This is a genomic window from Streptomyces chisholmiae, from assembly GCF_031845445.1.
GTDB lineage: Bacteria > Actinomycetota > Actinomycetes > Streptomycetales > Streptomycetaceae > Streptomyces > Streptomyces chisholmiae.
In genome coordinates this window covers 1-21292 of the sequence record NZ_JAVREO010000030.1, presented here as the reverse complement: position 1 = coordinate 21292, position 21292 = coordinate 1, and the positions used below count along the sequence as shown (strand labels likewise).

20 protein-coding genes and 1 pseudogene are annotated in these 21292 nt (G+C 73.9%); 13 read left to right on the top strand and 8 right to left on the bottom strand.

The genetic code is table 11. From position 1 onward, the window contains the following. The first annotated feature begins 454 nt into the window (after positions 1–454). Both RM844_RS30685 and RM844_RS30680 read left to right on the top strand, forming a co-directional pair. Complete coding sequence (locus RM844_RS30685; RefSeq protein ID WP_311670712.1) at positions 455–1450, top strand: ComEA family DNA-binding protein; 996 nt, start codon at positions 455–457, stop codon at positions 1448–1450. Continuing rightward, positions 1437–3944 (top strand): annotated as a pseudogene (locus tag RM844_RS30680) (ComEC/Rec2 family competence protein); the annotation flags it as partial. The gene RM844_RS30685 and the pseudogene RM844_RS30680, both read left to right, overlap by 14 nt. Positions 3945–3952: 8 nt before the next feature. On the opposite strand, the gene RM844_RS30675 reads toward RM844_RS30680, so the two are convergent. Continuing rightward, positions 3953–4360 carry a pyridoxamine 5'-phosphate oxidase family protein gene (locus RM844_RS30675; RefSeq protein WP_311670738.1) on the bottom strand — a complete coding sequence of 136 codons (408 nt, stop codon included), beginning with the start codon at positions 4358–4360 and terminating at the stop codon, positions 3953–3955. A gap of 191 nt (positions 4361–4551) precedes the next feature. Beyond that, on the bottom strand, positions 4552–5145 hold the full coding sequence (locus tag RM844_RS30670) for a TetR/AcrR family transcriptional regulator (RefSeq protein WP_311670711.1): 594 nt from the start codon (positions 5143–5145) through the stop codon (positions 4552–4554). A gap of 80 nt (positions 5146–5225) precedes the next feature. On the opposite strand from RM844_RS30670, the gene RM844_RS30665 reads away from it, so the two are divergent. Then, the gene (locus RM844_RS30665) at positions 5226–5642 is read left to right on the top strand and encodes a VOC family protein (RefSeq protein WP_311670710.1); all 417 of its coding nucleotides are present in this window, start codon (positions 5226–5228) and stop codon (positions 5640–5642) included. Between the two features lie 128 nt (positions 5643–5770). Here RM844_RS30665 and RM844_RS30660 read toward each other — a convergent pair whose 3' ends face one another. After that, positions 5771–6019: a hypothetical protein gene (locus RM844_RS30660; protein ID WP_311670709.1), complete on the bottom strand. Its 249-nt coding sequence runs from the start codon at positions 6017–6019 to the stop codon at positions 5771–5773. A gap of 92 nt (positions 6020–6111) precedes the next feature. Between RM844_RS30660 and holA the strand changes: the two genes are divergently transcribed. Continuing rightward, entirely contained in the window at positions 6112–7092 is a 981-nt protein-coding gene (gene holA / locus RM844_RS30655) for a DNA polymerase III subunit delta (RefSeq protein WP_311670708.1), read from the top strand. A 316-nt stretch (positions 7093–7408) separates the two neighbouring features. Here the strand turns inward: holA and rpsT are convergent, their stop codons facing one another. Next, the gene (gene rpsT, locus RM844_RS30650; protein WP_311670707.1) at positions 7409–7675 is read right to left on the bottom strand and encodes a 30S ribosomal protein S20; all 267 of its coding nucleotides are present in this window, start codon (positions 7673–7675) and stop codon (positions 7409–7411) included. Between the two features lie 250 nt (positions 7676–7925). Here rpsT and lepA point away from each other — a divergent pair, with 250 nt between their 5' ends. Both lepA and RM844_RS30640 read left to right on the top strand, forming a co-directional pair. Further along, entirely contained in the window at positions 7926–9788 is a 1863-nt protein-coding gene (gene lepA / locus RM844_RS30645) for a translation elongation factor 4 (protein WP_311670706.1), read from the top strand. Between the two features lie 155 nt (positions 9789–9943). Beyond that, complete coding sequence (locus RM844_RS30640) at positions 9944–11794, top strand: AMP-dependent synthetase/ligase (RefSeq protein WP_394814634.1); 1851 nt, start codon at positions 9944–9946, stop codon at positions 11792–11794. A gap of 90 nt (positions 11795–11884) precedes the next feature. Here RM844_RS30640 and hemW read toward each other — a convergent pair whose 3' ends face one another. Continuing rightward, positions 11885–13117: a radical SAM family heme chaperone HemW gene (hemW, locus tag RM844_RS30635; protein WP_311670704.1), complete on the bottom strand. Its 1233-nt coding sequence runs from the start codon at positions 13115–13117 to the stop codon at positions 11885–11887. 55 nt (positions 13118–13172) lie between these two features. Here hemW and RM844_RS30630 point away from each other — a divergent pair, with 55 nt between their 5' ends. After that, the gene (locus RM844_RS30630; RefSeq protein WP_122183820.1) at positions 13173–13436 is read left to right on the top strand and encodes a hypothetical protein; all 264 of its coding nucleotides are present in this window, start codon (positions 13173–13175) and stop codon (positions 13434–13436) included. 192 nt (positions 13437–13628) lie between these two features. On the opposite strand, the gene RM844_RS30625 is transcribed toward RM844_RS30630, so the two are convergent. Beyond that, on the bottom strand, positions 13629–14489 hold the full coding sequence (locus RM844_RS30625) for a DUF3097 domain-containing protein (protein ID WP_311670703.1): 861 nt from the start codon (positions 14487–14489) through the stop codon (positions 13629–13631). 12 nt (positions 14490–14501) lie between these two features. Then, positions 14502–15281, bottom strand: coding sequence for an MBL fold metallo-hydrolase (locus tag RM844_RS30620; protein ID WP_311670702.1), 780 nt, complete (start codon positions 15279–15281; stop codon positions 14502–14504). A gap of 309 nt (positions 15282–15590) precedes the next feature. On the opposite strand from RM844_RS30620, the gene hrcA reads away from it, so the two are divergent. The 3 genes from hrcA to RM844_RS30605 are packed head-to-tail and all read left to right on the top strand — an operon-like array spanning position 15591 to position 18484. Beyond that, the gene (gene hrcA, locus RM844_RS30615) at positions 15591–16607 is read left to right on the top strand and encodes a heat-inducible transcriptional repressor HrcA (RefSeq protein WP_311670701.1); all 1017 of its coding nucleotides are present in this window, start codon (positions 15591–15593) and stop codon (positions 16605–16607) included. Beyond that, positions 16608–17741 (top strand): molecular chaperone DnaJ, encoded by a 1134-nt coding sequence (gene dnaJ / locus RM844_RS30610; protein WP_311670700.1) that lies wholly within the window; start codon positions 16608–16610, stop codon positions 17739–17741. Next, positions 17738–18484 carry a 16S rRNA (uracil(1498)-N(3))-methyltransferase gene (locus RM844_RS30605; RefSeq protein WP_311670699.1) on the top strand — a complete coding sequence of 249 codons (747 nt, stop codon included), beginning with the start codon at positions 17738–17740 and terminating at the stop codon, positions 18482–18484. Before dnaJ ends, RM844_RS30605 begins: the two co-directional genes overlap by 4 nt. A gap of 3 nt (positions 18485–18487) precedes the next feature. On the opposite strand, the gene RM844_RS30600 is transcribed toward RM844_RS30605, so the two are convergent. After that, complete coding sequence (locus tag RM844_RS30600) at positions 18488–18721, bottom strand: hypothetical protein (RefSeq protein WP_311670698.1); 234 nt, start codon at positions 18719–18721, stop codon at positions 18488–18490. Between the two features lie 154 nt (positions 18722–18875). On the opposite strand from RM844_RS30600, the gene RM844_RS30595 reads away from it, so the two are divergent. The 3 genes from RM844_RS30595 to RM844_RS30585 all read left to right on the top strand — a co-directional run. Continuing rightward, positions 18876–19721 (top strand): helix-turn-helix domain-containing protein, encoded by an 846-nt coding sequence (locus tag RM844_RS30595; RefSeq protein ID WP_311670697.1) that lies wholly within the window; start codon positions 18876–18878, stop codon positions 19719–19721. After that, complete coding sequence (locus RM844_RS30590; protein WP_311670696.1) at positions 19714–19893, top strand: DUF397 domain-containing protein; 180 nt, start codon at positions 19714–19716, stop codon at positions 19891–19893. The genes RM844_RS30595 and RM844_RS30590 overlap by 8 nt, the downstream gene beginning before the upstream one ends. Before the next feature lie 123 nt (positions 19894–20016). Beyond that, a partial coding sequence (locus RM844_RS30585; RefSeq protein ID WP_311670737.1) for a DUF6531 domain-containing protein occupies positions 20017–21292 on the top strand: 1276 nt, incomplete at its 3' end.

Here is a 21292-nt window from a genome sequence, read left to right as displayed (position 1 = left end):
CGGGCCGCGGCACGCGGCCAGGCGCCGGACGCGGTTTGGCCGCTGGCGTGCGGGGGCGGCGCCGCCGGCCGGCGTGGAGCGCCGGGCCGCGGCGCTGCTGCGCGGCGACGGGGCAGCGGGCTCGGCCCCGGGGGCGGTCGTGGGCCCCGGGGTGGTCGCGGGTTCGGGGGCGAGGCCAGGTGTGGCTGCCCGGGTGGGCTCAGCCGTGGGTCCGGGGCTGGGCTCGGCCGCGGGGGCGCGGTCGGGTTCCGGGGTGGCCGCGCGGCCGGGGGCGGCTGCCCCGCCGGGTCCCGGGCCGGCACGGGGAGCGCCGCCGAGTCCGCCGCCCGCGCCTGTGAAGCCGGGGGCGGGGACGCGGGGTTCGGTCGAGCCGCCGGCCCGTTCGCCCGGGGCCACCGGCACGCTGCCGGGCCGGCGTCCGGGGTGGGCGGCTGGGCCGCCCGACATCCCCACCGTGCCGCTGCCGGCCTGGCGGCAGCGGGCCGCCCCCGCGGAGGCGGGCGCCGGGGCGAAGGCGAGCGGCCCGCCGCGTCCGGCCGCGCCGTCCCGGCCCTGGCCGGCCGCCGCGTCGTCCACGGTCCGGTCCGTCGCGTCCGGCGAACAGCCGGCGGCCCGGCCGGGGTTGGCGGGAGGGGCGGCGGCCAAGCCGCCGGCCAGCGTCCCGCCGGTTGACGCGCTGGCCGAACAGCGCCGCGAGCAGCTCGGCTTCGAGCGCCTGGCGGCGGCGATCAGAGCCCTGCCGGAGCCTCGGCCGGGCGCGTCCCCGGCCGAGCCGTCCAGGTGGCAACGGCTGCGCTGGGAGGTGACGGACCGGGTCCCCGACTGGCTGCGGCGCGGCTGCGGGCTGGAGCTGCGAACCTGGTTGGCGCTGCTGCTGGTGCTGGTGGTGGCCGTCGGTTTCGCGGTGCACCACTTCTGGACGGAGCGGGCGCGGGCGGTGCCGGTCGCCGAGCCGGCCTTGGCCGAGCCGAGCGGCACGCCAGCCGAGGCGGAGTCGCCGACCGGCGACGACGCGGGCCGCGAGGTGGTGGTGGACGTCGCCGGCGAGGTGCGTGAGCCGGGGCTCTACCGGCTGCCCGGCGGCTCCCGGGTGGCCGACGCCCTGACGGCCGCGGGCGGGCCGGTGGAGGCCGAGGACGCCCAGGGGCTCAACCAGGCACGGCTGTTGGTGGACGGGGAGCAGTTGCTGGTGAGCGACGGGCCGCCGGCCGTGGCCGGCGGCCCGTCGGCCGGGCAGCCGCCCGCCGGCCAGCCCGCCGCGCCGGTCAGCCTGAACTCTGCCTCTCCGGAGCAGCTTGAGGAACTGCCGGGCATCGGGCCGGTGCTGGCGCAGGAGATCGTGGCCTACCGGCAGCAGCAGGGCGGGTTCACCGCTGTCGAGCAGCTGGGTGAGGTCTCCGGCATCGGGGAGCGCCGACTCGCGGAGTTGCGGGACCGTGTCACGCTCTGACCGGCTCTCCGCCTTCCCCGCCCAGGCCACCGCCGTGGCCTCGACGGTGGGCGCGGCGCGGGAGCCGCTGGATCTGCGGCTGGTGCCGGCGGCGGTAGCGGCCTGGGGGTCGGCCGCGTTGGCCTTCGCATTGCCCGGGTGGGCCACCGCCTGCTGGGTGGTGGGGTGTGGTCTCGCCGGGCTGGTGGCGCTCGGGGTGGCGCTGGCGCGGCGTCCCCGGCCGGTGGTCATGGCGATCAGTCTCGCCCTGCTCGGTGCCGCGGCCGGGGCGGCCGTCTCCGGGTGCCACACGGCGGCCGTACGGTCCGGCCCCTGGCCGGAGTTGACCGGGCGGCAGGTGACCGTCGAGGTGCGGCTCAGCGGCGACCCACGGCTGGCCGGCGAGCGCCCGGGGCGGCCGGACGGTGTGGTGCTGTTCCCGGCCGAGGTGCGTCGGGTGGCCCTGGCCGACGGCGCCGGTTGGACCTCGGCCGGTCCGGTGCTGGTGGTGGTCGAGGCGGCCGAGCCGGCGCCCTGGCTCGGGCTGTTGCCGTCCACCGGGGTGCGCCTGGTCGCGACGGTGGCGGAGCCGATGCCGGCCAGGGCGGGCGAGTTGGGCGCGGTGTTGCGGGTCTCGGCATCCGATCCGGCCACTGACCCGGCCACTGACCCGGCCGTCGGCCGGGCCGCCGTCGGGGCGACGGGCCCGGAGGTGATCGCCGACCCGGGGGCCGGGCAGCGGTTCGCCGGGCTGGTCCGCGCGAGGCTCCGGGCGGCGGTCGACGGCCTGCCGTCGGATGCCAGGGCCCTGTTGCCGGCGCTGATCGTCGGCGACGCCTCCGGGGTGTCGGCCGAGCTGGACGAGGCGGTGCGGGCCACCGGGCTCACCCACCTGATCGTGGTCAGTGGTGGGCACCTGGCGGTGCTCTTCGCCCTGTTGGTCGGCTCTCCCGCCACCGCGTCCCGGGCCGAACGCCGTGGCCTGGCCGCCCGGTTGGGGGTGCCGTTGCGTGGCACCGCGCTGCTCGGGGGCGTTCTGTTGCTGGGCTTCCTGCTGATCTGCCGGCCGGGGCCCAGCGTGCTGCGGGCGGCGGTGTGCGGCGGCATCGCCCTGCTGGCGATGGTCACCGGCCGGCGGCGCGCGCTGCTGCCTGCGTTGGCCGCCGCCGCGCTGCTGCTGGTGCTGCACGACCCGGGCCTCGCGCGCTCCTACGGCTTCCTGCTCTCCGTGCTGGCCACCGGCGCGCTGCTGTTGGTCGCCCCACGTTGGAGCGTGGCGTTGCGCCGGCGTGGGGTGCCGGGGCGGCTGGCCGAGGCGCTGGCGGTGGCGGCCGCGGCGCACCTGGTCTGTGCGCCGGTGATCACGGTCTTCACCGGCCAGGTCAGCCTGGTGGCGGTGCCGTGCAACCTGCTGGTCGAGCCGGTGGTGGCGCCCGTCCTGGTGGTGGGGTGGGCGGTGCTGGTGGCCGCCCCGCTGGCGCCGCCGCTGGCCGAGGCGCTGGCCTGGCTGGCGGCCTGGCCGGCGCGGTGGATCGCGGAGGTGGCCCGGGGCGGTGCGGCGCTGCCCGGCGCCGAGTTCGGCTGGCCGGGCGGGTGGCGGGGCGCGGCCCTGCTGGGCGCGGTGAGCGTGGCCCTGCTGGTGCTGGCCCGGCGGTTGCCGGGGCGCCGGGCCCTGGCGCTGCTGGGGACGGGGGTGCTGCTGCTCGCGGTGCTCCGCCCGGCCCCGCTGCCCCGGCTGCTCACCGGCTGGCCGCCGGTCGACTGGCGGCTGGTCGTCTGTGACGTAGGTCAGGGCGACGCGCTGGTGCTGTCGGCCGGCGGCGGCGCGGCGCTGGTGGTGGACGCCGGCCCGGACCCGGCGGCGGTGGACCGCTGCCTGACCGAGTTGGGGGTGCGTCGGGTGCCGTTGCTGGTTCTCAGCCACTTCCACGCCGACCATGTGGCCGGCGTACCCGGGGTGTTGCGGGGGCGGGAGGTGGCGGCCATCCAGACCGGGCCGGTGGGGGAGTCGCCCGAGCAGGCGGCCCGGGTGGCCGGTTGGGCGGCGGCCGCCGGGGTCCCGCTGCGCCGGGTGGCGTCGGGCGAGCGCGGCAGCCTGGGCGCTGAGTTGAGCTGGCGGGTGCTGTGGCCGCCGGCCGAGGCGGCCGGCCTCGGCGACAACGACGCCAGCGTCACCCTGCTGCTGCGGGCGGGCGAGCTGACCCTGCTGCTGCCGGGCGACCTGGAACCACTGGGCCAGGAAGGACTGTTGGCCACGTACCCGGAGCTGGCGCGGGTGGACGTGCTGAAGGTCCCCCACCACGGTTCCGGCCACCAGCACCCGGCGCTGCTGCGCCGGCTCAGCCCCCGCCTGGCGTTGATCTCGGCCGGTGCCGACAACCGCTACGGCCACCCGGCCCCGCGCACGGTCGCCGCGCTGACGGACGGTGGCGCGGTGGTGCTCAGCACCGACGAGCGGGGGGCGCTGGCCGTTGTCGAGACCCCGGCTGGTCAACCGGCCGGGGTGGTGCGCAGGGGCCGGGGTCAGCCCAGCCAGATGCCGTCCCGCATCAACAGTCGGTCCGGCATCTCGGGCTCCTCGTGCCAGGCCTGGACGCGCTGCGGGCGGAAGCGCAGGAAGCCCCAGGACGCGCTGCCCCGTGGGTCCCAGCCGAGCTTGGCGACGAACGCGTCGCCCAGGCCGGGCGGCAGCGCCTCCGCGGGGACCGGCTCGCCGGTCGCGTCGACCAACACCACGTCCCGGGTGGCGCCCAGGCTGAGCATCGCCCGTCCGTCTCGGGCGACGTTGCGGGCCGTGGGGTTGGTGGAGCGGGTGCTGATCCAGAGCGCCTCGTCCCACCAGAGGAAGGAGAGGGGCACCAGATACGGCTCGCCCTCGGCCCCGGTGGTGGCCACCCAGACATCCTCCTCCTTGGCGAACCGGGCCAGCATGTCGTGCTTGCGCCGCTCGCGCGGGCGCGGAGCGGGGGGTGTCTCGGCCATGCCGGGCAGGCTAGCCCGCGCCCGGCCGGCGGCGGATCGGCCAGGGGGCCTAGGACCTTGGCCGCCTGACGGGGGCGAAGGGCCTGTTCCCCCGGTGGCCCTCGGGGGCGCGCCGACCGTTGGCCGGGTGGCGTCCTCGCTCAGGTGTCGCGCAGCGCCCGCAGCATCCGGTCCAGTGCCGCCCTGGTGTGGGCCAGGTCCTCGGGGCCCGCCGAGGAAGCCAGCCAGAGCGCCGCCTCGTTCATCGCCCCGGACAGCAACCTGGCCAGCGGCTCGACGGGTTGCGGCGGGATGGTGCCGGCCTTGACCAGGGCGGCCAGCGCCTCGCTGAGGTGCCGGGCGGAGGCGGCCTCGTCCATGGCCCGCCACTCGCTCCAGCCGAGCACGGCCGGGCCGTCGACCAGCATGATCCGCTGCACGTCGGGCGCGGTGCTCGCGGTGAGGAACTCCTGGCAGCCGCCGACCAGTTGGTCCCACGGGTCGTCGTGTGCCTCGGCCGCTTCGGCGACCCGGCGGCCCACCTCGCCCTGGACCTGCTCCAGCACGGCCCGGAACAGCTCGGCCTTGCCGCTGAAGTGGTGGTAGAGCGCGCCCTTGGTGACCTCGGCGGCGCGAACGATCTCGGCCAGTCCCACGGCGCCGTAGCCCTGGGCGGCGAACTGCCGCCGGCCCTCGCCCAGCAGCTTCTGCCGGGTCCGCTCCCGCTGCTGTGCGCGGATGCCGTGCTGGGCCATCACACCTCACTCAAGTTGACGTACCGACGGTATGTGAATACCTTCATTCGCGTACCGATGGTATGCGAAAAGGAGACCTCATGAAACTGACCGGCTGCTACCCGGTGATCGGCACCGCCCGGCTGCGGGAGTCCCACGCCTTCTACACCACGCTGCTCGGCTTCGAGACCACCTTCGAGGCCGACTGGTACGTCAGCCTGCGCTGGCCCGGGGAGCACCCCTTCGAGTTGGCCCTGCTCGACCACACCCACCCCACCATCCCCGAGGGCCACCGGGTTCCGGCCCAGGGCGTGCTGCTCAACTTCGAGGTCGAGGACGTCGACGCGGAGTGGGAACGGCTCGTGGTCCGTGGGGGGTTGACCCCCAGGCTGGAGCTGCGCAGCGAGGACTTCGGCCAGCGGCACTTCATCGTCGCCGACCCCAACGGGGTGCTGCTCGACATCATCACGCCCATCCCGCCGACCGCCGAGCACGCCGCCCACTACGTCGATGCCTGATGCCTGACCTGCCTGATGCCTGACCGGACAGCTGGCCCGCCCGACCCACCCGGCCCGCCCGATGCCTGATCGGCCCGACCACCGGCGGGCCGGCCGACCACCGGCGGGCCGGCGGCCGGGCATCGAGGTCACTCGTGTTCCAGCCAGCCCTCGTGGGCCTCGACCAGGCCGGTCAGGGCGGCCAGCAGGGCCGCGTCCCGCGCCGGTTCCTCCAGCACCACCAGCCACTGGGCGTCCTCGGCGTCGTCCTCGCCGGCCAGCGCGTCCCGCACCGGCTCCGGCTCCTCCGGCAGGTCCAGCAGCCCGGTCACCCGCTCCGCCACCTCCTCGGCGGCCTCGCGGTCCGGCAGCACCAGGATGAGTCGCGCGTCAGTCACCCCGCCATTCTCCCCGCGCCCCGCGCGGCGACGGCCCGGCGGGGGCCGGTGGTGGCCGCCGCCTGTCAGTGCCGCGTGCGATGCTGGACGGCATGGCGGGCAGGGGTAGTGGGAACGACGGGCGGCCGGCGGCCGTGACGCTGGCGGTGGGGCAGGAGGAGCTGCTGCTCGACCGCGCCGTGCGCGAGGTGGTCGCCGCGGCCAGGGCCGGCGATCCGGACACGGACGTGCGGGAGTTGGCCGCGGCTGAGCTGCGCCCCGGGACCCTGGCCGAGCTGACCAGCCCCTCGCTCTTCGCCGAGCGCAAGGTGGTGGTCGTCCGCCAGGCGCAGGATCTGGCCGCCGACACGATCAAGGACGTCAAGGACTATCTGGCCGCGCCGGCTGAGGAGATCAGCCTGGTGCTGGTGCACGCCGGCGGCGCCAAGGGCAAGGGCCTGCTGGACGCCGCCCGCAAGGCCGGTGCCGCCGAGGTCGCCTGCCCCAGGATGACCAAGCCGGCCGACCGGGTGGCCTTCGCCCGGGGTGAGTTCCGCGCGCTGGGCCGTTCGGCCACCCCGGCGGCCTGCCAGGCGCTGGTCGACGCCATCGGGGCCGACCTGCGGGAGCTGGCCTCCGCCTGTGCCCAGTTGGCGGCCGACATCGAGGGCGCCATCGACGAGGCGGTGGTCGCCCGTTACTACACCGGCCGGGCCGAGGCGTCGAGCTTCACGGTGGCCGACCGGGCCGTCGAGGGCCGCACGGCCGAGGCGCTGGAGGCGTTGCGCTGGTCCCTGGCCACGGGCGTCGCGCCGGTGCTGGTCACCAGCGCGTTGGCGCAGGGGGTGCGGGCCATCGGCAAGTTGGCCTCCGCTCCCGGCGGGCTGCGTCCCGGCGACCTGGCCCGCGAGCTGGGCATGCCACCCTGGAAGGTGGACCGGGTCCGCCAGCAGGCGCGCGGCTGGTCGGCCGACGGTGTGGCGGCCGCCCTGCGGGCCGTCGCCGAGGCCGACGCGGCGGTGAAGGGCGGCGGCTACGACCCGGCCTACGCCCTGGAGCGCGCGGTGATCACCATCGCCCACGCTCGCCGCTGACCGGGCGCCGCTCCACGCTCACCGCTGGCCGCGCCGTCCCGCGCGGCAGCGCGCCCGCGCGCCGCGCCCCGCGTGCGGCAGCGCGCCCGCCGGTCCGCCGGTCGCCCGTTCGGGACGGGTCGCCGGTCAGCGAGTCCAGGCACGCCGAAGGGGCCCCAGGCACCTGGTGGGCGTCGTGGGGCCCCTTCGGGAAGGTCTGTGTGGGCGGTGAGCACCGCACCCGCGTGGCGAACTTGGGATCAGCGCGGTGCCCGGCGGATCGGTCGGCGCGGAGAGAGGGGCCGCGAAAGCCGGACCGGTGCCGCTTCCCGCCCGATCAGCCCTGGAGCTGGTTGACCCGAGCGGCCAGCGCGGACTTCTTGTTGGCCGCGTTGTTGGCGTGCAGCACGCCCTTGCTGACGGCCTTGTCCAGCTTGCGGGCGGCCTCGCGACGAGCGGCCTCGGCCTTCTCGACGTCACCGCTGGCGGCGGCCTCGCGGGCCCGCCGGACCGCGGTCTTGACCTCGGACTTGATCGCCTGGTTGCGCAGCCGGGCCTTCTCGTTGGTCTTGATCCGCTTGATCTGGGACTTGATGTTCGCCACGAATGAGAGCCTTTGCAGGTTCGAGAAGATTCGGGAGTCCCGACCGGGGCGCCCGAACGTTTCGGATGTTTCGGTTGAACGGGTGGATGGACGGTGAAGCGGTCTGCCCGCCCCCGGCGGTCCATCCGCACCAGAGGCAGTGGGCCAGCCTACCAGCGCCCCCGCGACGCTTCCCAATCGGAGCCGGCTTCCCGGTCATGGGACCATGGGAGCGACCAGCGATCCACCGCCATCACCGACAGGACCCCGCGTGCCCGCGATCCCTTCGAACGCGCCGGAGCCCAGCCGTACCGCCCCGGCCGTCATCCGCAACTTCTGCATCATCGCGCATATCGACCACGGCAAGTCCACCCTTGCCGACCGGATGCTCCAGTTGACCGGGGTGGTCGAGCAGCGGCAGATGCGCGCCCAGTACCTCGACCGGATGGACATCGAGCGTGAGCGCGGCATCACCATCAAGTCCCAGGCGGTCCGGATGCCGTGGGGTGCCGAGGACGGCACCGCCCACGTGCTGAACATGATCGACACCCCGGGCCACGTGGACTTCACGTACGAGGTGTCCCGCTCGCTCGCCGCCTGTGAGGGCTGCATCCTGCTGGTCGACGCCGCCCAGGGCATCGAGGCGCAGACCCTGGCCAACCTCTACCTGGCCATGGAGAACGACCTCACCATCATCCCGGTGCTCAACAAGATCGACCTGCCGGCCGCCCAGCCGGAGAAGTTCGCCGCCGAGCTGGCGCACCTGATCGGCTGCGACCCCGGTGACGTGCTGCGGGTCTCGGCGAAGACCGGCGAGGGCGTCGTCGAGCTGCTCGACGAGGTGGTCCGCCAGGTGCCGGCGCCGGTCGGCGACAGCGAGGGGCCGGCCCGGGCGATGATCTTCGACTCGGTCTACGACTCCTACCGCGGCGTGGTCACCTACGTGAAGATGGTGGACGGCCAGCTCGGCAGGCGCGAGAAGATCCAGATGATGTCCACCGGCGCCACCCACGAGCTGCTGGAGATCGGCGTCAACTCGCCCGAGATGACCCCGGCCGACGGCCTGGCGGTCGGCGAGGTGGGGTACCTGATCACCGGGGTGAAGGACGTCCGGCAGTCCAAGGTGGGCGACACGGTCACCTTCCAGCGCGGCGGCGCCACCGAGGCGCTCGGCGGCTACAAGGACCCGAAGCCGATGGTCTTCTCCGGCCTCTACCCGATCGACGGCTCGGACTACCCGGCGCTGCGCGACGCCCTGGAGAAGCTCCAGCTCAACGACGCCGCGCTGGTCTACGAGCCGGAGACCTCGGTGGCCCTGGGCTTCGGCTTCCGGGTCGGTTTCCTCGGCCTGCTGCACCTGGAGGTGATCCGGGAGCGGCTGGAGCGCGAGTTCAACCTGGACCTGATCGCCACCGCCCCCAACGTGGTCTACGGGGTGACCATGGAGGACGGCGCGGAGCACGTCGTCACCAACCCGAGTGAGTTTCCCGGCGGCAAGATCGCCGAGGTCCGGGAGCCGGTGGTGCGGGCCACCCTGATCGCGCCCAGCGAGTTCGTCGGCGCGATCATGGAGCTGTGCCAGACCCGCAGGGGTTCGCTCCAGGGGATGGACTACCTCTCCGAGGAGCGGGTGGAGCTGCGCTACACGCTGCCGCTGGCGGAGATCGTCTTCGACTTCTTCGACGCCCTGAAGTCCAAGACCAGGGGCTACGCCTCGCTCGACTACGAGCCCACGGGCGAGCAGTCGTCGGCGCTGGTCAAGGTCGACATCCTGCTGCACGGTGACCAGGTGGACGCCTTCTCCGCCATCGTGCACAAGGACAAGGCGTACGCCTACGGCGTCAAGATGGCCAGCAAGCTGCGGGAGTTGATCCCCAGGCAGCAGTTCGAGGTGCCGATCCAGGCGGCCATCGGCTCCCGGGTGATCGCCCGTGAGACGGTCCGCGCGATCCGCAAGGACGTGCTCTCCAAGTGCTACGGCGGCGACATCTCGCGGAAGCGGAAGCTGCTGGAGAAGCAGAAGGAGGGCAAGAAGCGGATGAAGATGGTGGGCCGGGTGGAGGTCCCGCAGGAGGCGTTCATCGCGGCGCTCTCCTCGGACTCCGACGGCGGCGAGGGCAAGAACAAGAAGTAGTCCCGACGGCGGCGGCTTCCACGGACTGTTGACCATCCCCCTTACATGAGGGCGCCGCGCCGCTTACTCTGTTCGCCCCGGCGGAAAGTTACCCGCAGGTCACCCCCGTTGCAGCGCGGCACCCGGAGGAGTTCGTGAGCGTGAGTGAGCAGGTCATGGAGAACCGGCCGCCGTCCGTGGCGCATCTGTTCCTGGAGCGGGTGAAGGCCACCCCGGACCGGGAGGCCTTCCGCTACCCGGTGCCGAGCGCCGGCGACGGCCCGGACGACTGGCGCAGCTACACCTGGGCGGAGGCCGGCGCTCGGGTGGACGCCATCGCCGCCGGGCTGATGGACCTGGGGGTGCGGCCCGAGGAGCGGGTCGCCATCGCCGCCAGCACCCGGGTGGACTGGGTGCTGGCCGACTTCGGCGTGATGTGCGCCGGCGCCGCCACCACCACGGTCTACCCGCAGACCGACGCCGCGGAGACCGCGTACATCCTCGCCGACTCGGCGAGCCGGGTGGTGATCGCGGAGAACGCGGAGCAGCTCGCCAAGATCAGGGAGCGCCGGGCGGAGCTGCCCGAGGTGGCGCACGTGGTGGTGATCGAGTCGGCCGACGCGGTGCCGGCCGAGGGCGACCCCGACGGCTGGGTGCTGTCGCTGGCCGAGCTGGCCGAGCGCGGCGCCCGCTACCTGGCGGACAAGCCGGACGCGGTCCGGGACACCGTCTCCGCGCTGCGCGGCGAGCAGTTGGCCACCCTGATCTACACCTCGGGCACCACCGGCCGCCCCAAGGGGGTCAGGCTCCGCCAGGACACCTGGTCCTACATGGGGTACGCGATAGAGCAGATCGACATGGTGCTGCGGGAGGACATCCAGTACCTGTGGCTGCCGCTGGCGCACGTCTTCGGCAAGGTGCTGCTGGCCGCCCATGTCAAGGTCGGTCACGTGATGGCCGTGGACGGTCGGGTCGACAAGATCATCGAGAACCTTCCGATCGTTCAACCGACCTCGATGTGTGCTGTTCCGCGCATCTTCGAGCGGGTCTACAACGGGGTGGCGGCCAAGGCGCGGGCCGGCGGGGGCGCCAAGTACAAGATCTTCAGCTGGGCCGCGGCCGTCGCCCAGGAGTACGCCCAGGTGTCGCAGGACACCAGACGCCGCACCGGACGCGCCAGCGTGCCGTCCACCCTGGCGGTCAAGCACCGGATCGCCGACAAGCTGGTCTACGCGAAGATCCGGGCCGCCTTCGGCGGGCGGATCAGGGGCTGCGTCTCCGGCTCCGCCCGGCTCACCCCGGAGCTGGGGTTCTTCTTCACCGGCGCCGGCATCCCCATCACCGAGGGCTACGGGCTGACCGAGTCCGCCGCGGCCAGCTTCGTCAACCGCGAGGACGCCAACCGGATCGGCACCGTGGGCAAGGCGCTGCCCGGCCTTGAGGTGCGGATCGCGGACGACGGCGAGGTGCTGCTGCGCGGCCCCGGCATCATGGACGGCTACCACGGCCACCCGGAGCTGACCGCCGAGGTGCTCCAGGACGGCTGGTTCCACACCGGGGACATCGGCGAGCTGTCCGACGACGGCTACCTCACCATCACCGACCGCAAGAAGGACCTCTTCAAGACCTCGGTGGGCAAGTACGTGGCGCCCACCGAGATCGAGGGCCGGTTCAAGGTGATCTGTCCGCACGCCTCGTCCATGGTGGTGATCGGCGCCGGCCGCAAGTTCTGCTCCGCGCTGATCGCCCTGGACGAGGTGTCCCTGCTGGCCTGGGCGAAGGAGAACGACGTCCCGGGCGACTACGCCGAGGTGGTCGCCGACAAGCGGACCGTGGCGATGGTCGAGGAGTACGTGAACGAGCTGAACGCGACGCTCCAGCGCTGGCAGACGGTGAAGACCTTCCGGCTGCTGCCGCGCGAGCTGGACATCGAGCACGGCGAGCTGACGCCCAGCCTCAAGCTCAAGCGGCCGGTCGTCGAGGGCGAGTACCAGCACCTGATCGACGACATGTACCCGACGCCCTGAACGCTCCGGACGTCCGGACGCCCTGAGGCTCCGACGTCCCGACGCTCCGGCGACGGGACGCCGGGGCGCCGGGGCCGGGCCCGTCCGGGCTCAGTCCACCAGGTCCCGGGTCAGGGCGTCCGCCAGCAGCCGGCCCCGCAGCGTCAGCGCCGCGCGGCCGGCCGCGAAGGCGTCCGCCCGCAGCAGCCCGTCCGCCAGGCCCCGCCGGGCCGCGGCCAGCCCGTCCGGGCGCAGCAGCGACAGCGGGCAGCCGGCGGCCAGCCGCAGCTCCAGCAGCACCCGCTCCACCCGCCGGTCCTCCGCGGTCAGCACCTCCCGACCGGCGCCGGGGGAGCGGCCGTCGGCCAGCGCCTGCGCGTAGCCGCCGGGGTGCTTCACGTTCCACCAGCGCACCCCGCCGACGTGGCTGTGCGCGCCCGGGCCGGCGCCCCACCAGTCGGCGCCCGTCCAGTACAGCTCGTTGTGGCGGCAGCGACCGGCCGGCGTGGTGGCCCAGTTGGAGACCTCGTACCACTCGAAGCCGGCCGCGCCGAGCGCCTCCTCGGTCTGGAGGTAGCGGTCGGCGTGCACGTCGTCGTCGGTCATCGGCACCTCGCCGCGGCGCACCCGCTGGCCCAGCCTGGTGCCCTCCTCCACGATCAGCGAGTAGGCCGAGACATGGTCGGGCCCGGCGGCCAGGGCCGCCTTCAGGGTGGTGGACCAGTCCTCGGCGCTCTCGCCCGGCGTGCCGTAGATCAGGTCGAGGTTGACGTGCTCGAAGCCGGCCGCGCGGGCGTCCGCCACGGCCCGCTCGGGGCGGCCCGGCGTGTGGGTGCGCTCCAGCAGCCGCAGCACGTGTGGGCTGGCGCTCTGCATCCCGAACGAGACGCGGTTGAAGCCGGCCTCGCGCAGCGCCGCCAAGCCGGCCGCGTCCACCGAGTCCGGGTTGGCCTCCGTGGTCACCTCGGCGTCCTCGGCCAGCCCGAACTCCTGACGCACCGCGTCCAGCATCCGGGCCAGGTCGGCCGGCGGAAGCAGGGTCGGGGTGCCGCCGCCGACGAAGACCGTGGCCACCCGCCGCTCGTCGGCGCCCAGCACCCGGCGGGCCAGCCGGATCTCCTCGGTCAGCACCGCGGCGTAGTTCTCCCGGGACGCCAGCGCCCCACCGGAGCCACGCAGCTCGCTCGCGGTGTAGGTGTTGAAGTCGCAGTAGCCGCAGCGGGTCGCGCAGTACGGGACGTGCAGGTAGAAGGCGAGCGGCCGGTCGGCGGCGTCGGCCAGCGCGGTGGCCGGCAGGGCGCCGTCGCTCGGCATGGGGTCGCCTTCGGGCAGGGCGGAGGGCATACTCGCCATTGTCCGGCATGCGCCGGGGACGGCCCGGCGCCGGGGAGGTGGCACCGTGTTCGACCTGCGGATCTCCTTCACCACCGAGGCCGCCGAGTCCGCCGAGCGGATGGCCCCGCACCGCAAGGAGCTGCTCGACCGTGGCCTGGCCAAGCTGGCCCGTGATCCCTACCACAAGGCGAGCGCGCCGGTCGGCACCCACGAGGACAACCGCAAGGCGCAGGTGGCGCCCGGCATCCTGATCGAGTACCTGATCGGGCAGGGTCTGATGGTGGTCGTGGTGGTCACGGTCTTCGACGAGGACCTCTTCCTGGTCTGAGCTCCTGGTCCGAGGGCCTGGCCCGGCTCCCGGGCCGACGTCGCGGTTCCGAGGGCCCGGCCTGAGGTCCGGGTCCTGGAGCCTGGCCGAGGTCCTGGTCCGATGTCGTGGTCCGAGGCCCCGCTCCGGAGCCCGCGGCCGCGCGCACCGCCCGCTGGGACCGCCCGCCGGGGCCGCCCGCCAAGACCGGCCTCAGTCCGCCGGGCCGGCCGGGCCGCCGACCGTGACGTGGTCGATCAGGTGCTCCACCGGCCCCAGCAGCCCCGGGTCCAGGTCCCGGTAGTCGCGGACCGAGCGCAGCACCCGCTGCCAGGCCGCCCCGGTGTTCTCCGGCCAGCCGAGCGCCCGGCACACCCCGGTCTTCCAGTCCTGGCCGCGCGGTACCTGCGGCCAGGCCGGGATGCCGACCGCCGCCGGCTTCACCGCCGCCCAGATGTCGACGAACGGGTGCCCGACGACCAGCACCAGCCCCTCGCCGTGCGCGGCCCGCACCTCGTCGGCGATCCGCGACTCCTTGGAACCCGGGACCAGGTGGTCCACCAGCACCCCGAGCCTCGCCGTCCGGGTGGGCCCGAACTCCCGCACCACGGCCGGCAGGTCGTCCACCCCCGCCAGGTACTCCACCACCACGCCCTCGGCTCGCAGGTCGTCGCCCCAGACCCGCTCCACCAGCTCCGCGTCGTGCCGGCCCTCCACGAAGATCCGGCCGGCGCGGGCCACCCGGGCGCGCCCCGGGGGCGGCGCCACCGAGCCGGACGCGGTGCGCGCCGGCCGGCCGGGCGCCGTCCGCGCCGACTGGGGGCGCACCAGGGTGACCGCGCGCCCCTCCAGCAGGAAGCCGCGCGGCACCATCGGGAAGACCCGGTGCGCCCCGAACCGGTCCTCCAGGGTGACCGTGGGCCCCTCGGCCGTCTTCTCCCAGCGGATCACCGCGCCGCAGAAGCCGGTGGTGACCTCCTCGACCACCAGCCCTGGATCGGCCGGCACCTCGGGCACCGCCTTTGGCCGCTGCCACGGCGGGGTCAGATCGGGATCATAGGAACGTGCGCGCATGACCACATTCGATCACGTGCCGGCGTCCCGGTGGGGCTCGTCCGGCACCTCGAAGCGGCGGGCCAGCGCCGCCCGTTGGGACCGGACGAAGGCCGCGTCCACCACCGCGCCGTGCCCCGGCACGTACCGGGCCCGCTCGCCACCGAGCGCCAGCAGCCGGTCCAGGGCGGCCGGCCAACGCGCCGGGGCGGCGTCCGGGCCGGCCTGCGGCTCCCCGGACTCCTCGACCACGTCCCCGCAGAACACCACCGGCGGCCCGGCCGGGTCGGTGACCTTCACCACCAGGTCGTGGCCCGAGTGCGCGGGGCCCAGGTTCGTCAGCGTCGCCCGCCGCCCACGCCCCAGGTCCAGGGTCAGCGCGTCGGTCACCAGCCGGTGCGGCGCCGGCAGCGCGGCGCCCGAACGCGCCGCCTCCGCCCGGTCCAAGCCCAGCGCCACCCCGTCGGCCACCGCCGCCGGGGCACCGGCCGGCCAGGGCGGCTCCGCGCCGGCCGCGGCCAGCAGCTCGGCTTCGGGGAAGGCGCCGGCTCCCAGCAGGTGGTCGAAGTGCGGGTGGGTCACGGCCAGCCAGCGCACCGGCGGCCGCGAGCCTCCCGCCAGCTGCTCCCGCAGCTCGGCGCCGGCCGCCAGCGACGGGCCCGCGTCCACCAGCAGCAGCCCGTCCCGGCCGGCCACCGCGCCGACCGTCTCGTCCCAGCCCGGCAGTCGGCGCCGCCAGACGCCCGGCGTGATCTCCCGCCAGCCCCGTCCGGGGGCGGGCCAGCCCGCCGGGCCCTCGTCGATCCCCGTCATGACCGCGACGGTAGCCGCCCGGCGCCGGCGGTGGCGGGCCCGGACGGGGCGCCGGGGGCAACCGCCGGCGCGTGAACGGGGGTTCGCGCTCCGTTATGGGGCGGTTTCCAGCCGTTCTCCTCCCCGGATTCGGTCGTTCTTCGCGACCGGATACCGGTCGGCCACCGGCCCGGATTCGTTCGCGTTCTCGCCGGCCGCTCGTTCCCCGGGCGGGGTACCCGGCCGTACACTGGAGCCGGTACTGGCACTCTGCGTGAGCGAGTGCCAGGGGCAGTCGGATCGTGAAGTGCCGGTCGGGAGGTGTGCGGCGTGCTCAGTGAGCGCAGGCTTGCGGTGCTGCGGGCCATCGTCCAGGACTATGTCGGCACGGAGGAGCCGGTCGGCTCCAAGGCGTTGACCGAGCGGCACAACCTCCAGGTCTCGCCGGCCACGGTGCGTAACGACATGGCCGCGCTGGAGGAGGAGGGGTACATCGCCCAGCCGCACACCAGCGCCGGCCGGGTGCCGACGGACAAGGGGTACCGGCTCTTCGTGGACCGGCTGGCCGGCGTCAAGCCGCTGTCCTCCCCGGAGCGCCGAGCGATCCAGAACTTCCTGGACGGCGCGGTCGATCTCGACGACGTGATCGCCCGCACGGTGCGGCTGTTGGCCCAGCTCACCCGCCAGGTCGCCGTCGTCCAGTACCCGTCGCTCAGTCGTTCGACGGTGCGCCACGTGGAGCTGTTGGCGCTCGCCCAGGCCCGGGTGATGCTGGTGCTGATCACGGACACCGGCCGGGTCGAGCAGCGCATGATCGACTGCCCGGCGCCGCTGGGGGAGACCTCCCTCGCCGATCTGCGGGCCCGGCTCAACAGCCGGATCGTGGGGCAGCGCTTCCCCGAGGTGCCCCGGCTGGTCGCCGATCTCCCGGACGCCTTCGGCCCGGAGGAGCGCGGCGCGGTCTCGACGGTGCTGGCCTCCTTGCTGGAGACTCTGGTCGAACAGACCGAGGAGCGGCTGATGATCGGCGGCACCGCCAATCTCACGCGCTTCGGCCAGGACTTCCCCCTCACCATCCGCCCGGTGCTGGAGGCGCTGGAGGAGCAGGTCGTCCTGCTGCGGCTGCTGGGGGAGGCCAAGGGCTCGGAGATGACGGTGCGGATCGGTCATGAGAACGCTCACGAGGGGCTGACCGCCACATCGGTTGTGTCGGTCGGCTACGGTTCAGGGGACGAAGCGGTCGCGAAGCTCGGAGTCGTCGGACCGACCCGGATGGACTACCCCGGAACGATGGGAGCGGTGCGCGCGGTGGCACGGTACGTCGGACAAATCCTCGCGGAGAACTAGGTGGCGACGGACTACTACGCGGTCTTGGGTGTGCAGCGAGACGCCTCGCAAGACGAGATCAAGAAGGCGTTTCGCCGGCTGGCCCGGGAACTGCACCCGGATGTCAACCCGGACCCCAAGACGCAGGAGCGGTTCAAGGAGATCAACACCGCCTACGAGGTGCTCTCCGATCCGCAGAAGAAGCAGATGTACGACCTGGGCGGGGATCCGCTCGGGGGGGCGGGCGGCGCTGGCGCCGCCGGCTTCGGCGCCGGCTTCGGGAACTTCTCCGACATCATGGACGCCTTCTTCGGCACCGCCTCGCAGCGGGGCCCGAAGTCGCGCACCAGGCGCGGTCAGGACGCCCTGATCCGGCTCACCATCGATCTCAACGAGGCGGCCTTCGGGACGACCCGCGAGATCCAGGTCGACACGGCCACGGTCTGCGACTCCTGCAACGGTGAGGGCGCCGCCCCCGGCACCTCGGCGCAGACCTGCGACATGTGCCGCGGTCGGGGCGAGGTCTCCCAGGTGACCCGCTCGTTCCTGGGCCAGGTCATGACCTCCCGTCCCTGCCCGCAGTGCCAGGGCTTCGGCACGGTCGTGCCGACCCCCTGCCCGGACTGCGCCGGCGACGGCCGGGTCCGCACCCGCCGCCCGCTGAACGTCAAGATCCCGGCCGGCGTGGACAACGGCACCCGCATCCAGCTCGCCGGCGAGGGCGAGGCCGGCCCCGGCGGCGGCCCGCCCGGCGACCTCTACGTGGAGATCCAGGAGAAGCCGCACGCGACGTTCCAGCGGCGCGGCGACGACCTGCACTGCACGGTCACCATCCCGATGACGGCGGCCGCGCTGGGCACCCAGGTCCCGTTGGAGACGCTGGACGGTCAGGAGGAGGTGGACATCCGCCCGGGCACCCAGTCCGGCCAGTCCATCCCGCTGCACGGCCGGGGCGTCACGCACCTGCGTGGGAACGGCCGGGGCGACCTGGTGGTCCATGTCGAGGTGCAGACCCCGAGCAAGCTCGACCCGGAGCAGGAGGAGCTGCTGCGCCGGCTCGCCAAGCTGCGCGGCGAGGAGCGGCCCACCGGCCAGTTCCAGCCCGGGCAGCAGGGCCTGTTCTCCCGGCTGAAGGACGCGTTCAACGGCCGATGAGCAGCGCGCCGGTCTTCCTCGTCGATTCGCTGGCGCACGCCGAGCCGGGCGCGCCGCTGACCCTGGACGGCCCCGAGGGCCGGCACGCGGTCGCGGTGCGCCGGCTGCGCGTCGGTGAGGAGCTGGTGCTCAGCGACGGCGCCGGCCGGGGCGCCCTCGGCCGGGTGGCCGAGGTCGTCGGCCGGGACCGCCTCGCGGTCACCGTCCTGGAGCGCCGCCAGGAGCCGGAGCCCACGCCCCGGATCACGGTGGTCCAGGCGCTGCCCAAGGGCGACCGCGGTGAGTTGGCCGTCTCCACCATGACGGAGACCGGCGTGGACGCCGTCGTGCCCTGGGCGGCGGCCCGGTGCGTCACCCAGTGGAAGGGCGAGCGCGGCGCCAAGGCGCTCGCCAAGTGGCGCGCCGCCGCCCGCGAGGCGGCCAAGCAGGCCCGCCGGCTGCGGGTGCCCGAGGTCGCCGAGCCGCTCACCACGGCCGGGGTGGCCCGGCTGCTGGCCGAGGCGGACTTCGCCGGCGTGCTGCACGAGACGGCGACGCTGCCGCTGGCCACCGCCGAACTCCCCACCAGCGGCTCGCTGGTGCTGGTGGTCGGCCCCGAAGGGGGCGTCACCGACGCCGAGTTGGCCGCCTTCGCGACCGCCGGCGCGGCCGGCTACCGGCTGGGCCCCACGGTTCTGCGCACCTCCACGGCCGGCCCGGCCGCCACCGCGCTGCTCCTGGGCCGCACGGCCCGCTGGGGCTGAGCCCTACCGCGACTGCCCGTGGTCGGGGTGCTGGCGCAGCAGGACGTTGAAGTCGGTGACGATCGGCCAGTCCTCGTAGTACTTCGCCAGGTTCCGCCCCACGGCCAGTTCGCCACACTCCGCACATCCCTCGACGGGCCTGGGCTCGGGCCGCACCCGGCTCAACGGATCGACGGGCAACGGCCCGTCCGGCACGGCCATGTGCGGTTCGAGATAGTCGGCACAGGAATAGAACATGACGGTTCCTCTTCTCATGAGCCCGATTCCGTCGCCCTGACGGGCACGGTTCGTCCTTGCGGGGGAACGCCCCCAGGAGAACAGATCCAAGAGCACCAACAGTGGGTACATTGACCGGAATTCAAGTCCCGCCCGGTCGCTGTTGGGGGTCGCCTTGTTGAAGAAGCAGGCCAGTGATGTGGAAACCGGGGTGTCCGGCCGTGGTTTGAATGATCTCGTGTTCCTCGGTTCAGAGATCAGGACCGGCCGCCTCGGCCGCAAGATCACCCAGGAACATCTCGGCAAGGCGACCGGCTACAGCCTGAGTTACGTCTCCAAGGTCGAGTCCGGCCTGATCGTCCCGTCGCAACGGTTCGTGGAGGGCTGCGACCTCGCCCTCGGCACGGACGGACTGTTCACCCGGCTGCGGGCCCGCGTGGTGGCCACTGGCCTGCCCGCCTGGTTCCAGCCGTTCGTGCAACGCGAGCGCAGGGCACGGCTGATCACGGAGTACTCGGTCCTCGTCGTACCCGGGCTGCTCCAGACGGGCGCCTACGCCCGGGCGTTGTTCGAGGCCTACGCACCGGACACCCCGGCGGAGACCCTCGACCGGCAGGTGCAGGCGCGGCTGGAACGGCAGTTGGTGCTGACGGGCGACGAGCCGGCGTCGTTCTGGGCGGTCCTGCACGAGTGTTGCCTGCGCATCCCGGTTGGTGGCCGTGCTGTCATGCGTGCCCAACTCGCTCACCTGGTGACGATGGCGGCCCTGCCTCATGTGACCCTTCAGGTGCTTCCCATCAGCCTGGGGGCTCCGCCGAGTGTGGAACAGCTGATCGTGCTGCGACAGCAGGACGGTCAGGAGTGCCTGTACTCCGATACAGTGATGGGAGGGCAGCTCAGCGAGGAAGAGGGACGCTTGAGCGACGTAGCCCGGAGAATCGAGCGTCTGAAGGCCGACGCACTCGCCCCACGGCAGTCAGTCGCTCTCGTGAATCAACTGGCTGAGGAACACGATGAGTAAGCAGCACTGGCGTAAGTCGAGCCACAGCAGTGGCAACGGCGGGGCCTGTCTGGAAGTGCGGGACGGGGTGCCGGGGGCGGTGCCGGTGCGGGACAGCAAGGTGAGGACGGACGTGCTCACCTTCGGCGCGGACGCCTGGGGGGCGTTCGTCCGCCACGTGGGGCGACGGTAGGTCGCGGTCCAGGAGTTGGCGACACAGCACTGGTCCGCCTGACCGGTGGGTAGCTTTCTGTAGACCTTGAACACGACCTTGGGGGGGATCGTGGCACGGCCGTCTGACTGGTCACCGGTGGATATGGACCGGGACCCGACGCCGGGGGATCCGGACGAGGTCCGGGAGTTGGCGGAGGAGTTGCAGGAGTTCGCCGATGACGTCGGCGAGGCGCTCGGCAAGATCCGCGGCATGGCGGGCGAACGAGCCGTCCTGGACTGGGCGGGGTTGTCGGCGGACGCGTTCCGGCGGGAGTTCGACGGGGTCCCGGACAATCTCACGAAGCTGGAGGACTCCTACAGCCTCTGTGCTCAGGCGCTCAACGTCTATTGGCCGAAGTTGCAGACCGCGCAGGGCATGGCCGACCGCGCGCTGGACCGGGCCGTCACCGCCCAGGCGGATCTGGCCTCCGCCCAGTCCGCGCTCGGCGACGCCACCGACTGGGTCGGCCGGGCCGGCGACGAGGCCGAACGGTTGCAGCGCGAGGGCGAACGGGAGAACGTCGAGCCGCCGGACGAGGCCGATGTCCGGGCCGCCGCCCGGGACCAGCAGGCCGCCGAAGCGGCGGCCGGCGCCGCCCAGAGCCGGGTCAACGACGCCGAGGAGCGGCTCTCCGCTGCCCGCCAACTCGCGCAGGACGCCCAGGAGATGCGCGAGGAGGCCGCTCGGCAGTGTGCTCAGGGCATTGAGGAAGCGTCCGACGCCGGGATCCAGAACCGGCGTTGGTGGGAGAAGGCGATCGACTGGGTCACCGACAACTGGGACACCCTGGTCGAGGCGTGCAAGCTGGTGGTCGCCGTCCTCGGCGTCGTCGTCATGATCATCGGTGGCCCCCTCGCCTGGGTCGTCCTCGCCGCCGCCGTCATCGTCCTCGCCGACACGCTGATCAAATACGCACGGGGCGAAGCCGGCCTCCTCGACGTCGCGTTCGCGGCGCTGGACTGCATCCCCGGCATGAAGGGCCTCACCACCCTCGGGGGCCTGGCCCGAGGACTCCGCAGCGCCGGCTCCACCGGCCTTCGCGGCCTCCGCCAGGGCGCCCTCGGCCTCGGCCGGCGCACCCGAGGCGACGGCGTCCCCATGAACGGCCGCAACGCCTGCGGCGACCCCGTCGACGTCGCCACCGGCGAACTGCTGATGTCCGCCACCGACGTCGAACTCCCCGGCATCCTCCCCCTGGTCATCGAACGCCACCACATCTCCAGCTACCGCGCCGGACGCTGGTTCGGCACATCCTGGGCCTCCACCCTCGACCAACGCCTCATCCTGGACGAACACGGCGCCCAGTTCCTCACCGCCGACGGCATGACCCTCCTCTACCCCCGCCCCCTCCCCGACGAGCCGGTCCTCCCCGTCGAAG

What these genes read in the sequence shown, in the direction of transcription:
- RM844_RS30605 (WP_311670699.1), top strand. Translation starts at nt 17,738, where the DNA reads ATGAGCAGCGCGCCGGTCTTCCTCGTCGATTCGCTGGCGCACGCCGAG.
- RM844_RS30670 (WP_311670711.1), bottom strand. Translation starts at nt 5,145, where the DNA reads ATGGCCCAGCACGGCATCCGCGCACAGCAGCGGGAGCGGACCCGGCAG.
- RM844_RS30590 (WP_311670696.1), top strand. Translation starts at nt 19,714, where the DNA reads ATGAGTAAGCAGCACTGGCGTAAGTCGAGCCACAGCAGTGGCAACGGC.
- RM844_RS30665 (WP_311670710.1), top strand. Translation starts at nt 5,226, where the DNA reads ATGAAACTGACCGGCTGCTACCCGGTGATCGGCACCGCCCGGCTGCGG.
- RM844_RS30625 (WP_311670703.1), bottom strand. Translation starts at nt 14,489, where the DNA reads ATGCGCGCACGTTCCTATGATCCCGATCTGACCCCGCCGTGGCAGCGG.
- hemW (WP_311670704.1), bottom strand. Translation starts at nt 13,117, where the DNA reads ATGCCCTCCGCCCTGCCCGAAGGCGACCCCATGCCGAGCGACGGCGCC.
- RM844_RS30600 (WP_311670698.1), bottom strand. Translation starts at nt 18,721, where the DNA reads ATGTTCTATTCCTGTGCCGACTATCTCGAACCGCACATGGCCGTGCCG.
- RM844_RS30640 (WP_394814634.1), top strand. Translation starts at nt 9,944, where the DNA reads ATGGAGAACCGGCCGCCGTCCGTGGCGCATCTGTTCCTGGAGCGGGTG.
- holA (WP_311670708.1), top strand. Translation starts at nt 6,112, where the DNA reads ATGGCGGGCAGGGGTAGTGGGAACGACGGGCGGCCGGCGGCCGTGACG.
- RM844_RS30675 (WP_311670738.1), bottom strand. Translation starts at nt 4,360, where the DNA reads ATGCTGGCCCGGTTCGCCAAGGAGGAGGATGTCTGGGTGGCCACCACC.
- RM844_RS30620 (WP_311670702.1), bottom strand. Translation starts at nt 15,281, where the DNA reads ATGACGGGGATCGACGAGGGCCCGGCGGGCTGGCCCGCCCCCGGACGG.